This is a genomic window from Dyella kyungheensis (assembly GCF_049913195.1).
Taxonomy (GTDB): Bacteria; Pseudomonadota; Gammaproteobacteria; order Xanthomonadales; family Rhodanobacteraceae; genus Dyella; species Dyella kyungheensis.
This window is the reverse complement of sequence record NZ_CP183983.1, coordinates 3059860-3072133: the sequence shown is the minus strand read 5'-3', so window position 1 is coordinate 3072133 and position 12274 is coordinate 3059860. Positions and strand designations below refer to the sequence as shown.

The 12274-nt window shown below is 64.9% G+C and carries 14 protein-coding genes; 7 read left to right on the top strand and 7 right to left on the bottom strand.

Translation table 11 applies throughout. The features are described 5' to 3' along the window. Positions 1-45 precede the first annotated feature (45 nt). Positions 46-576, bottom strand: a complete 531-nt coding sequence (locus tag ACN9MB_RS13890) for a metal-dependent hydrolase (protein ID WP_426269300.1) — start codon at positions 574-576, stop codon at positions 46-48. 384 nt (positions 577-960) lie between these two features. On the opposite strand from ACN9MB_RS13890, the gene ACN9MB_RS13885 reads away from it, so the two are divergent. From ACN9MB_RS13885 to ACN9MB_RS13875, 3 genes are read left to right on the top strand one after another with little or no spacing between them, the layout of a single operon-like run. Further along, a complete protein-coding gene (locus tag ACN9MB_RS13885) occupies positions 961-2091 on the top strand; it encodes an MFS transporter (protein WP_426269299.1) in 1131 nt (376 codons plus the stop codon). Beyond that, a complete protein-coding gene (locus ACN9MB_RS13880) occupies positions 2088-2729 on the top strand; it encodes an HAD family hydrolase (RefSeq protein WP_426269298.1) in 642 nt (213 codons plus the stop codon). The genes ACN9MB_RS13885 and ACN9MB_RS13880 overlap by 4 nt, the downstream gene beginning before the upstream one ends. Continuing rightward, positions 2722-3528 (top strand): DeoR/GlpR family DNA-binding transcription regulator, encoded by an 807-nt coding sequence (locus ACN9MB_RS13875; RefSeq protein ID WP_426269297.1) that lies wholly within the window; start codon positions 2722-2724, stop codon positions 3526-3528. The genes ACN9MB_RS13880 and ACN9MB_RS13875 overlap by 8 nt, the downstream gene beginning before the upstream one ends. A 106-nt stretch (positions 3529-3634) precedes the next feature. Here the strand turns inward: ACN9MB_RS13875 and ACN9MB_RS13870 are convergent, their stop codons facing one another. Continuing rightward, positions 3635-4081 (bottom strand): DUF2147 domain-containing protein, encoded by a 447-nt coding sequence (locus ACN9MB_RS13870; protein WP_426269296.1) that lies wholly within the window; start codon positions 4079-4081, stop codon positions 3635-3637. 148 nt (positions 4082-4229) lie between these two features. On the opposite strand from ACN9MB_RS13870, the gene apbC reads away from it, so the two are divergent. The 3 genes from apbC to ACN9MB_RS13855 all read left to right on the top strand — a co-directional run bounded on the left by apbC (position 4230) and on the right by ACN9MB_RS13855 (position 7730). After that, positions 4230-5318, top strand: coding sequence for an iron-sulfur cluster carrier protein ApbC (gene apbC / locus ACN9MB_RS13865; protein WP_426269295.1), 1089 nt, complete (start codon positions 4230-4232; stop codon positions 5316-5318). Continuing rightward, positions 5315-5902 carry an NADPH-dependent FMN reductase gene (locus tag ACN9MB_RS13860; RefSeq protein WP_426269294.1) on the top strand — a complete coding sequence of 196 codons (588 nt, stop codon included), beginning with the start codon at positions 5315-5317 and terminating at the stop codon, positions 5900-5902. The genes apbC and ACN9MB_RS13860 overlap by 4 nt, the downstream gene beginning before the upstream one ends. 430 nt (positions 5903-6332) lie before the next feature. Next, the gene (locus tag ACN9MB_RS13855) at positions 6333-7730 is read left to right on the top strand and encodes a class II fumarate hydratase (RefSeq protein ID WP_426269293.1); all 1398 of its coding nucleotides are present in this window, start codon (positions 6333-6335) and stop codon (positions 7728-7730) included. Between the two features lie 113 nt (positions 7731-7843). Here the strand turns inward: ACN9MB_RS13855 and ACN9MB_RS13850 are convergent, their stop codons facing one another. From ACN9MB_RS13850 to ACN9MB_RS13830, 5 genes are all read right to left on the bottom strand, one after another. Further along, the gene (locus ACN9MB_RS13850; protein WP_426269292.1) at positions 7844-8404 is read right to left on the bottom strand and encodes a DUF2884 family protein; all 561 of its coding nucleotides are present in this window, start codon (positions 8402-8404) and stop codon (positions 7844-7846) included. Positions 8405-8518: 114 nt separating this feature from the next. Beyond that, the gene (locus ACN9MB_RS13845) at positions 8519-9487 is read right to left on the bottom strand and encodes an ABC-2 transporter permease (RefSeq protein ID WP_204636221.1); all 969 of its coding nucleotides are present in this window, start codon (positions 9485-9487) and stop codon (positions 8519-8521) included. Further along, entirely contained in the window at positions 9484-10341 is an 858-nt protein-coding gene (locus tag ACN9MB_RS13840; protein ID WP_204636222.1) for an ABC transporter ATP-binding protein, read from the bottom strand. Before ACN9MB_RS13840 ends, ACN9MB_RS13845 begins: the two co-directional genes overlap by 4 nt. Continuing rightward, entirely contained in the window at positions 10338-10721 is a 384-nt protein-coding gene (locus ACN9MB_RS13835) for a GntR family transcriptional regulator (protein WP_204636223.1), read from the bottom strand. The genes ACN9MB_RS13840 and ACN9MB_RS13835 overlap by 4 nt, the downstream gene beginning before the upstream one ends. Positions 10722-10725: 4 nt before the next feature. Continuing rightward, the gene (locus tag ACN9MB_RS13830) at positions 10726-11049 is read right to left on the bottom strand and encodes a hypothetical protein (RefSeq protein ID WP_204636224.1); all 324 of its coding nucleotides are present in this window, start codon (positions 11047-11049) and stop codon (positions 10726-10728) included. Between the two features lie 283 nt (positions 11050-11332). Here ACN9MB_RS13830 and ACN9MB_RS13825 point away from each other — a divergent pair, with 283 nt between their 5' ends. Continuing rightward, positions 11333-12118 carry an SDR family NAD(P)-dependent oxidoreductase gene (locus ACN9MB_RS13825; protein WP_204636225.1) on the top strand — a complete coding sequence of 262 codons (786 nt, stop codon included), beginning with the start codon at positions 11333-11335 and terminating at the stop codon, positions 12116-12118. Positions 12119-12274: the final 156 nt, after the last annotated feature.

The following is a 12274-nucleotide window of genomic DNA, read 5'->3' as shown; positions in this document are numbered from 1 at the left end:
GGAAGTGGGTCAGGCATTATGACACGCGGCTCCCCGCGCACCGCATCACGGCCGTTTGGACGCCCGTTGCCACAGCACGATGCCTAGAGCTAGCACGGCGGTGGGCAGCCATACCCAATAGAACTCCGAGATCAGCACATGCACGCCGCGCTCGCTGAAAAAGCGGGCGCCGATGGGCGAGACCGCGATGGGGTGGAATGGCGCGAACCAGCGGGCGTCGCTGAATGGCCAGGCGAGCGCCACGCCGAGTCCGCCATCGGTGCAGGCATCGAGCAGGGCATGCGACAGCGTCGCCAATCCCACGAACAGAGCCGCCACGCGGGGTGTGCTGGCTAGCCAGCGATGGCCCAAGCCCGCCAAAGCCGCGAGCAGGACGGCGAAGCAGATCGAATGCGTAGCGCCGCGGTGGCCGAACGGATCGGCATAGGGGATATGCAGCCGGAAGGCGAGCACGTCCGCATCGGGCAGCATGGCGGCGATGGCGCCGGCAGCGAGCAGGCGCCCGCTGATGGTGCCGCGTCCGAGCGCCGCGCCGAGCATCAGCGGGACGGCGGCGTGGGTGAAGAGGGTGGTCATGGGGCTTTCCTTGCTCCGGGGGGCTTTGGACCCGCCCAAAATCCTGCATTAACGCCAGTCATCCCCTCATCGTCATTCCGGCGCAGGCCGGAATCCAGTAACGCCCGTTTCGGGGTTTAGCCAAGAAGCAGGGGGGGCCGGCATTCGCGACAACTCGGCCTACTCGCTGCTGGATTCCGGCCTGCGCCGGAATGACGGTGAGGAAACGTTGGGAAGGACCCAAGTATTCCCTACCGAAAGGGCGGGCAAATGGTCGAACCGTGACATGCTGTGGCTACCTGGCGGGTGTTGCACGTTTTTGCACATTCAAATACATTTGTGCCTGTTTTCTCGCAGAGTATGCCCGTGGATGCCGTCACCCATCGCTTGAACGGATCGTCCACGATGGCGTTGCCAGCGGCGCGGCGGGCGACCCGCCTGATCTTCCTCGTCTCCGGCATGGGCATGTCGACCTGGGCGCCCATGGTGCCTTATGCCAAGGCGCGGCTGGGCCTGGACGATGCCCAGCTCGGGCTTGCCTTGCTGGCGTTCGGCGGCGGTTCGATGCTGTCGATGCCGTTCGTCGGCTGGCTGGCGCATCGGCTGGGCAATCGCACGGTCATCGTGGTCTCCGGCTTGCTGATGTGCGCGGCGCTGCCGGCGCTGGCGCTGGTCTCCAGCGTGTCGGCCCTGGTGGCGGCGCTGCTGTATTTCGGCGTGATGCTGGGCGCCGTCGACGTGGCCATGAACGCGCACGCGGTGGACGTGGAGCGGCTCGACGGCGGCCGCTTGATGTCGGGCTTCCACGGACTCTTCAGCGTCGGCGGCCTCACGGGTGCCGCGTTGATCAGCGGGCTGCTTGCCGCGGGCGTATCGCTGCCGCTCGCCGCGTCGCTGATCGCGGTCGGCCTCGCCCTGCTGGTGCTATGGCTGCGTACCGACCTGCTCGACGATGCGCCCATGCCCGATGCATCGCCCAAGGCGCCCCTGGGCATGCCGCACGCACTGGCGTGGCTGCTCGGCCTGCTGTGCTTCGCGAGTTTCCTGGCCGAGGGCGCGATGCTCGATTGGAGCGCGGTCTTCCTGCGCGATTTCCGCGGTGTTCCCGCGGTGTCCGCAGGCTTCGGTTACGCGTGCTTCTCGGTGGCGATGGCGCTGGGGCGTTTGTTCGGCGATCGATTCGTCGGCCGTTATGGGCCCGAATGGGCGGTGCGCATCGGGGCGGCCTTCGCGGCGGGCGGTTTCCTGCTGGTGTCGTGCGTCTCCAGCGCGGCGATCTCGCTGCTGGGCTTCGTGCTGATTGGTCTTGGCGCTTCCAACATCGTGCCGGTGATGTTCAGCGCCGCGGGCCGTCTGCCGGGCACGCCACCAGCCATCGCCATTGCGACGGCCACCACGCTGGGCTACGCAGGCCTGCTCAGCGGGCCTGCGTTGATCGGGTTCGTGGCGCACGTCAGCAGCCTGCCGATGGCCTTCGTTGGCGTGGCGGCGCTGTTGGTGCTGGTGGGACTGTCGGCAAGGATCGTGAAGCGATGAGCAAGCCAATCGATACGGTGATCTTCGACCTGGGCAACGTGCTGATCGGGTGGGACCCGCGCCGGCTGTATCGGCAACTGATCGAGGACGAAGCGCAGATGGACTGGTTCCTGCGCGAAGTCTGCAACAGCGAATGGAACGAGCAGCAGGACGCGGGCCGTCCGTGGACGGAGGCGACGGCGTTGCTGCGTGGCCGCTTTCCCGAACACGCCGAGCTGATCGATGCCTACCATCTGCGCTGGGAAGAAACGCTGGTCGGCGCGATGGAAGACAGCGTCGCGCTGCTGGCGGAACTGCGCGCACGAGGCGTACGGCTGCTGGCGCTGACCAACTGGTCGCAGCAAACCTTTCCCATTGCGAGGCAGCGCTTCGCATTCCTGCAGTGGTTCGAAGGCATCGTAGTCTCCGGCGAGGAGCGCCTGATCAAACCCGATCCGCGGATCTACCAGCGATTGCTGGAGCGCTACGCGGTCGATCCGTCGACAGCGCTCTATATCGACGATTCGGCGCGCAACGTGGCAGCGGCCGAATCGCTGGGCATGCACGGCTGGTGGTTTCGCGGCGCGGATGGCTTACGCGAGCAACTGATCGAACTGGAACTGCTGCAGCCGCCCACCCGAGAGGCATCGCATGGTTAAGTCACCTGTTTCCAGCGTGGACAGCAATGCGCTGCCGGAAGAACGCCAGCAACGCATCCTCGAGCGCCTGCGCGCCGAAGGCCGGGTAGTTGCAGCGGAACTGGCGCTCGCTTTCGAGGTATCGGAAGACTCGATCCGGCGCGATCTGCGCGAACTGGCGGCGCTGGGCCTGTGCAAGCGCGTCTATGGCGGCGCGCTATTGCCCGCGGTCACCCTGACGCCACTCAAGCAGCGGCGCAACGAACACTCCGTGCGCAAGCAGGCGCTGGCGCGCAAGGCTGCCAGCCTGGTGCAGGCAGGGCAAACGCTGTTGATCGATGCGGGCAGCACCAACGCGGCGATTGCCGCAGCGTTGCCGCGCGACGCGCGACTTACCGTGATCACCAACGCCCCGCATATCGCGCAGGTACTGCTCGATCGCGAGGGCTTCGACGTGCTGCTTATCGGCGGGCGTATCGACGTGGCCATCGGCGGCGCGACCGGCGCACAGGCGGTAGACCAGGTGCGCCGCGTGCGTGCCGATCTGTGCTTTCCCGGTGCCTGCGCCATCGACGCAGCCCATGGCCTGTGGGGATTCGACAGCGAGGAGTCGCTGTTCAAGCGGGCGATGATCGAGGCCAGCGACGAGACCGTGGTGGTGGCGACCGACGACAAGCTCGGCGCCGTAGCCGCCCATCAGGTGGCCGAACTGGCCCGCGTGCAACATCTGGTGGTGGAGCATTCGGCCGACAAGGCGACCCGGGCGGCGTTCACAGCGCGCGGGATGGCGGTGCATCGGGCTGAAGCCACGGCGGATTGACCGAAGGCGCTCTAACTGTGGGAGCGCACTTGTGCGCGACTGCGGCTACCTCACGTGGTGTCGCCAGTCGCGCACAAGTGCGCTCCCACAAAGAGACGCTGGCCGTTTACTCCTGGCGTTCCCACACCTGGGTCTTGCCCAGCAGCGAGAAGCCGATATAGCCGCGCACCGTCATCTTGGTGCCGTCGGCGCTGGGCTGCAGCTTCACCTTGTAGATCTTGCCGTCATGGGGATTGAGGATCTTGCCGCCATCCCAGGTGTCGCCGTCCTTGTGCACGCCCCACATGATGTTCATGCCTTCCACGGGCTTGTCCTTGCGTTCGCCATCGCAGGCCTTGCAGATGGGGTGCGGGCCGTCTTCCGATTGCAGCACCTGGATGACCGTGGCCTTCAGCTCGCCACCCTCGTCGGTGATCTTCACGATCGACTTGGGCTTGCCGGTCTCGTCGTCGATGGTCTTCCAGGTACCCACCGGGGTGACCTCGGCGGCAAACACGGCGCTGGAGCCCAGCAGCAGACCGGCGACGACGGCGATGCGAAGCAATGACTTCATGGGTGATCCTCCCGTACGAAAGCGTATGTTCGGAGCCTGACCGACCGGGCGCGAGGGCGTCAAGTTGCACTGCGAAAGCGCCGCAAGTGGCTTATGACCCCGGGCTGGCATAATGGGCCAATCCCCATCACATCCCGTAGATCCCGATATGACGCAGGCGAGTGAAGCGCTGGTCCGCCGCATTCTTGGCGACCTTGTTGATACCCATACCGGCGCGCCCCTCGCCGATGCCGTGCGCGCCGTTGGCGTGGACGGCGATCGCGTGTCGGTGGACATCCAGCTGGGTTATCCCGCCAAAAGCGTGGCCGATGCGCTGGCGGTCCGCGTGAAACAGGCGCTGGAGGCCGATCCGGCCATTGCCACCGCCACCGTGTCGATCGGCACCCGCGTGCACTCCCACAAGGTGCAGGGCACGCTGGCGCCCCAGCCGGGCGTGAAGAACGTCATCGTGGTGGCCTCCGGCAAGGGCGGCGTGGGCAAGTCCACGGTGTCGGCCAACCTGGCGCTGGCGCTGGCCGCCGAGGGTGCCAAGGTGGGCGTGCTCGACGCGGACATCTACGGTCCCAGCCAGCCGCGCATGCTCGGTGCCAGCGGCAAGCCGCAGTCGCCCGATGGCAAGACCATTCTTCCGCTGGAAGCGCACGGCCTGCAGGTGATGTCGATCGGTTTCCTGATCGAAGAGGAAACGCCGATGATCTGGCGCGGCCCGATGGTCACCCAGGCCATGATGCAGATGCTCAACGACAGCCGCTGGGAACAGCTCGATTACCTGATCGTGGATCTGCCGCCCGGCACCGGCGACATCCAGCTCACGCTGTCGCAGAAGGTGCCGGTGTCCGGCGCCGTGATCGTCACCACGCCGCAGGACATCGCGCTGCTCGACGCGCGCAAGGCACTGAAGATGTTCGAGAAGGTCGAGGTGCCGGTGCTCGGCGTGGTGGAGAACATGGCCACCCACGTGTGCTCGAACTGCGGCCACGAGGAACACATCTTCGGCGAAGGCGGCGGTGCGCGCATGGCCGAGCAGTACAACGTGGCGTACCTGGGTTCGTTGCCGCTGGATATACGCATTCGCGAACAAGCGGACGGGGGCACCCCGACGGTGGCCGCCATCCCCGATTCGGATCTGGCCGCGCGCTATCGCGAGATCGCGCGCAACGCGGCGGGCCGCCTGTCTCGCATGCCGCGCAACAAGTCGCTGGGCCTGGGCAAGATCATGGTGCAAGGCACGCCGTGAGCGGCGATGCGGGGCGCGTGAAACCGCTCAGGGTGCTGTGTCTGTCCGGCAGTTTGCGCAAGCGCTCCGGCAATACGGCGCTGTTGCGCGCGGCTTCGGCTTTGACGCCCGCGTCGATGGAACTTCGCGTCTATGGCGGGCTGGGCACATTGCCGCTGTTCAATCCCGACGACGAAGCGGTGTCGCTGCCAAGCGTAGTGGCGGCGCTGCGCGACGAGGTGGGCGCCAGCGACGCCCTGCTGATCGCCTGTCCCGAATACGCACATGGCGTACCCGGGCCGTTCAAGAACCTGCTCGACTGGCTGGTGGGCAGCTTGGAATTTCCCGACAAGCCCGTGGTGCTGTGGAACGCCTCCGCGCGCGAATCGCACCATGCGCAGGACGCGTTGCGCGAAATCCTCGCCACCATGTCGGCGCGCTTCGTCGAGTCGGCTTGCACCACGGTGCCGTTGCCCGGGGCGGGCTGTGAGGTCGGGGACATACTTGGCGATGAGGGTCAGTGTGAGCGGATCGGCTTGGCGCTAGGGGCGCTGGCTGGAGCGTTGTGTCTGGGGATGCCTTGGGCGAGGGCCGAGGTCTACTGACTTTGCGCCTGGTTTAGCGATAAGGGGACTTGGCTCGCCTGCGGCGGACTTCCGTCCCGCTGCCGCGGGCCGGGTGACTTTCTCCACTTGGCCAGCATTCATGCGGGCCACCCTCCGGGCTGATCCTCCACCCACCCACCGCGTCATGCGGGAAACCAAAAGCCAAGAGCTGCAAATCTACTGTGGGAGCGCACCCTGTGCGCGACAAACCTACGGAGCGATACATCCCAGCGTGGCTGTCGCGCACAAGTGCGCTCCCACAGAAAGCGCACAGGTTCCCGCGAGCACCCGCCCCTCACCCCGGTGGGGATGGGGGAGAAGTGTGGTGCATCCTCCGCCCTTCGGGCCGGTCAAAGTGCGCGCCCCCTTGGCGGCGCCCTAACGCGCCCCGACCTATATTCCCGAAATCACTCTGAGGAATCGCAAGGACATGAGCCAGTTCCGCATCGAGCACGACAGCATGGGCGAGTTGAAGGTGCCTTCCAAGGCGCTCTATGGCGCCCAGACGCAGCGCGCCGTCGACAACTTCCCGATCTCCGGCATGCACATGCCGCGCTCCTTCATTCGTGCCTTGGGCCTGATCAAGGCCGCCGCGGCCGATGCCAATTTCCTGCTCGGTCACCTGAAGAAGAACCAGGCGCATGCGATCCGCAAGGCCGCGCTGGCGGTGGCCGAGGGGCAGCACGACGAGCAGTTTCCGATTGACGTGTTCCAGACCGGCTCCGGCACCAGCACCAACATGAATGCCAACGAGGTGATTGCCCATCTGGCCAACAATGCCGGCGGCAAGATTCACCCCAACGATCACGTCAACTACGGGCAAAGCTCCAACGATGTGATTCCCACCGCCATCCAGGTCAGCGCCACGCTCACTGCCAGCGAGCAGCTATTGCCGGCGCTCAAGCACCTCAAGCGCGCCATCGATCGCCGCGCACGCGAGCTGCGCAACGTACCCAAGACCGGCCGTACGCATCTGATGGATGCGATGCCGGTGACCTTCGGCCAGGAGCTGTCCGGCTGGGCCGCGCAGATCGGCACCGCGATCGAGCGCATCTCGGATAGCCTCAAGCGCATGCGTCGTCTGCCGCTGGGCGGTACGGCGGTGGGGACGGGCATCAATGCCGATCCGAAGTTTGGCGCCGCCGTGGCGCGCGAACTGAAAAAGCTCAGCGGCGTGCGTTTCGATTCGGCGGAAAACTATTTCGAAGGCATGGCCGCACAGGATGCGGCGGTGGAGCTGTCGGGCCAGTTGAAGGCCCTCGCGGTGGCGCTGATGAAGATCGCCAACGACCTGCGCTGGATGAATTCAGGTCCGCTCGCCGGTCTGGGCGAGATCGAATTGCCGGCATTGCAGCCGGGCTCGTCGATCATGCCGGGCAAGGTGAATCCGGTGATCCCCGAAGCTACCGCGATGGTGGCCGCGCAGGTGATCGGCAACGACGCGGCGATCACCATCGCCGGCCAGTCCGGCAACTTCCAGCTCAACGTGATGCTGCCGCTGATCGCGCACAACCTGTTGCAGTCGATCGATATCCTTTCCAACGTCAGCGTGCTGCTGGCGGACAAGGCCATCGCGGGGTTCAAGGTCAATACGGCGCGCGTGAAAGAGGCGCTGGACAAGAACCCGATCCTGGTCACCGCGCTCAATCCGGTGATCGGCTACGAGAAGGGCGCCGCGACGGCCAAACAGGCCTATAAGGAAAAGCGTCCGATCATGGACGTGGCGCTGGAAACCACCGGGCTTTCCAAGAGCGAGCTGCAGAAGCTGCTGGATCCGATGACGCTGACGCGCGGCGGCATCCATGGCGGTGGTGGCGGCGGAGGCTGATCAGACTCAGACTCATGCCCTGTGGGAGCGCACCCTGTGCGTGACATTCGTGCGATAGGTTGTGCATCGCAAGTCGCGCACAGGGTGCGCTCCCACAGTAAAGCGCGGGTTGCTTAGCGCTTGGTGTCCTTGCGGCACTTGGCGACGCTCTCGTCGTTCAGTGCCGTGGCGTACGGCTTGAACGCATCGAGCTGGGCGGCGAGTTGATCCTGCGCGGTTTTCATCTCGGCCATGTCGTCGCAGATCTTGGTGGCGGCCTGCAGGATATCCTTCGAGGCGTCTTCGGCTTTCTGCTTGGTCTGTTCGGCCGTGTCGGCACCGGTCATTTTGCCGGCCACTGCGCCCAGCGCCTTGCTGGCCGTCGCCACGCCTGCCTTGCCTGCTTCCAGCGCGTGTTCGCGCGTTTGCCGCGCCGCGCCGTTGTAGCGCTGCAACAGCGCACGCTGTGCGTCGTTGACGGCGACGTCGTGGCCATCGATGCCCAGCTGTCCGTTCTGATCGATGGTGGCGTTGGGTGCACCCGGCATCTTGATGGTGACGTGGCCGTCGTTCAGCGTGATGTGGCTGTTGATCACGTCGGTATCGCCGCCAAAGACCTGCACGTCGTTGTCCGAGCTGCAAGCGGACGTCAGTACGGCAAGGGCGAGTACGCAAGGCAGGTAGCGGAACGACATATCAACACTCCGAGGGTATGAAAGGGGAGGAGTCTGCCAAAGCTTTGGGAAAGGGAAAAGTTTGTCCCGCCTGCACCCCGCCTCCTTGCGGAAGGTGCAGGCGGGACAAGACCGTCAGCTGTCGTCGCGAACCCGGCGGAACCAGATGGCGCCAGCGATCAGGGCCAGGCCGGCGATCACGCCGATCCACAGGTCCGGCGAAGCGAGCAAGCTGTAGGTATGCATGGGTGACAGCACGGCCAGCGGATCGCTGTCGGCAAATTCGCCCATCTTCAGCGCGCTATGCTCGCCGAACACCAGGTTGGAGCCCGGGAACACGCTCAGCAGTGCACGCTGCACGATGTTCACCCAGAACCATCCGGTGGACAGGTTGAACAAGCCCATGATGCCGAACCAGGTGACCAGCAGACCCAGCACCACCGGCACCGCCACTGCCCACAGGAACGGCTTGCTGCGTGCAGCCGCCGAGCAGAGCATCAGCCAGCCGACGGCGGGCAGGGCCCACAGGCCGTACAGCGGCACATTGCTCAGCAGCGAACCGACGGCGCGCAGCGGATGGCTGAGTCCCAGCAGTTGCCACACGTTGATGCCATGGAACGACAGCACGACGGCGAACATGAGCAACTGCAGCAGGCCGCAGACGATGCTGACCACGACCGCGATAACCGGCGCGACCACGGCGGCGCTGGCGACTTTGGACAACACCGTATGGGTGTTGGAGATCGGCAGCGACTTCCAGAACAACACGCTGCGGTCGCGGCGGTCGTCGTAAAGCGAGCCGAGGCAGTAGAACAGCACCACGATGCCCATCACGATGCCGATCAGGCCCACCGAGGAAATCATCGCGATATCCGCGGCAGCGCCGACCTGCTGCCAATCGCCGGCATCGGCGTTGCGTATCATCGTTTGGATGTCGACGCCGCCGCCGAAGTGCATGCCATGGCGTGCGGTCAACACCTCGGCGGTGATGATGGCCATCACGTTGAGCACCAGGAAGATGGCGCCGGTGACTATCGGAGCCCACAGGAAACCGCCGCGATGCTCCCAGAATTCGCGCTTAAGCAACCAGTAGAAGGTTTTCATGCGTAGGTTCCCTTCATGGTGGCGACGAACAAGTCACTGACGGTGGGCCGGCGAACCTCGCCCATGCTTTCCAGCGTGGCGCGATCGGCGCCGTCGAACAGGAAGATGCTCTTGCCGAACACCTGCCGCTCATCCAGCGGCCTCATGCTGCGGGCGGTGGCGGCCTTGTCGGCGCTCACCATCACTTCGGCGAATCGTTCGCCCACGGTGTCCATGTCGGTGTCCAGCACGATCCGCCCGTCGCGGATGAACATCAGGTCGGTGAGGATGTTCTCGATCTCCTCGACCTGGTGGGTGGTGACGATGATCGTCTTGTTCTCGTCGAAATAGTCTTCCAGCAGGCTGTGGTAGAACTGCTTGCGGTAGAGGATGTCCAGGCCGAGCGTCGGTTCGTCCAGCACCAGCAGGCGGGCGTCGATCGCCATCACCAGGGCCAGGTGCAACTGCACGATCATGCCCTTGGACATCTGCTTCACGCGCTGGTTGGGCGTGAGCTTGGTGCGCGCCAGGAAAGCCTCGCACTTGGCCCGGTTGAAGCGCGGGTGCACGTTGGCCACGAAATCGATGGCCTCGCTGACCCGGATCCAGCGCGGCAGCACCGCCACGTCGGCGATGAAGCACACTTGTTCCATCAGCTGGTCGCGTTGCGTGCGTGGATCGAAGCCCAGCACATTCAACTCGCCCTTGAAATCGGTGAGGCCGAGGATGGCCTTCAACGCGGTCGTCTTGCCTGCGCCGTTGGGACCGATCAGTCCCACGATGCGGCCGGACTCGATACGGAAGCTGACATCGTTCAACGCCAGCGCATTCTTGTAGGCCTTGGTCAGGCCGGTGGCCGTCACGACCGCGTTCATGGCTGACTCCCTTCGCTGCCCGCGTTATCCGGGGCTTCGCGCAACAGGGTCTTCAGGTCCAGCCCCAGGCGTTGCAGGCGGGCGAAGAGCGCGGGCCATTCCTCCCGCAGGAAGCGCTCTCGTTCGGACTTGAGTAGCGCATCCCTGGCTCCATCGATGACGAACATGCCCAATCCCCTCCTTTTTTCCACCAGTTGATCGTCGACCAGTTCCTGGTACGCCTTGGAAACGGTGAGCGGATTGATTTGGAAATCCGCTGCAACCTGGCGTACTGACGGCAGCGGGTCGCCCTCGTTCAAGGCGCCGTCCAGAATCATCGCCACTACGCGTTCGCGGAGCTGGCGGTAGATAGGGACGCTGTCGTTCCAGGTAATGGTCATACGGTTAGTCCTTGCTGATGCGGCCGAACTTGGTGCTACCGAATGAATAGTAGGGCATGGCCAGCTGGCTCCCGAGCGCGGCGTGGGCGGTGGCTTCCGAGGCCAGCAGCGGCGCGACGTTCAAGGTGGCGATGCCGGCGTCGGTGAGCAGCGCTGCCGAGCGCATGTCATCGGCCGTGGGGCGGACCTCGACCGGAGCCAGGTCGATGACCTTGACGCCATTGATCTCACCGATGGGGAGACTCTTGACGTTGGAGTTGATGGCGGCCAAACCAACCGTGGTGAACAAGGCGGCGGCGGTCAGGGCTAGCAGGTTATTCGCTTTCATGGCGTTCTCCTTTAGTGCTATCGTGGACCGGTGTTGTAGTGAACTATAACACCATATTCGAAGGCGTCAATAGCTCGAGCCGAAATTCGCAACATGACTGATGGCCTATAAGGCTGAACGAGGTCCGGGGCAGGCCTGGGGCCGGAAGCTGACGCTTATCTTCCTCAGCGAGGCCCGCCCGGGGCAGGGCCGCTCATCAGGCATCGCGGGTGACAGCCATCACCTCCACGCCCACACCGCGGGTGCCGTGCTTCAATGAGGTCTCGCAACAAGGAGCGCGTTCATGGATGTCGGTCTGGCGGGGCAGGTCGTGGTCATCACGGGAGCAAGCAAGGGCATCGGCCTGGCCTGCGCGATGGCCTTCGCGCGCGAAGGCGCCAAGGTGATCGGCATCTCGCGCGATCTCTCGCACCTGCACGCCGCGCAACACGACCTGCAGCGCGAAGGGCTGCACATGGAAGTGGCCGCCGCCGACCTGCGGGAGATCGTCGCCGCGCAAATGGTGATCGAATACATCGAGAACGAATTCGGCCCCATCGACGTGCTGGTCAATTGCGCCGGCGCGGCGCGACGCACACCCGTCGCCGATCTGCACGCCGATGCCATGCACGCGGCAATGCAGGCGAAGTACTTCACCTATATGCACGTGATCGATCCGGTGATCCGTCGCATGGCGATGCGCGGCAAGGGCAGCATCGTCAATGTGGTGGGGCAGGGCGGTCGCCAGGTGAGCCCGGTGCATATCGGCGGCGGTGCGGCCAATGCGGCGCTCATGCTGGCTTCGGTGGGCTATGCGACGGCCTATGCATCCAAGGGCGTGCGGGTGAATGTGATCAATCCGGGCCCCACGCGTACGGGACGCCTGCAGGAAGGCCTCGATGCGCAGGCGCGCGCCAGCGGCCGTACCGTCGACGAAGTGCTGGCCGAGCAGCTGGCGCAGATTCCGATGGGGCGGATGGCCGAGCCGCGCGAAATCGCCAACGTGGCCGTGTTCCTCGCTTCACCGCTGGCCAGCTACGTCACGGGTGCGGTGATTCCCATGGATGGCGCGAAGACCGGCGTGGCCTGACGGCGTGCCCGGCGCGCCCATCACGATGATGGACGTAAAGACGTCCATATGAAGTTTCTATGCTTCCCGCAACGAGATCGCGGCTTGACGCGCGGAGCGTGAGTTCGTCTGCCCGACGCGTGGAAAGCAATACGGCCTTTAGCATGTATTCGTCTT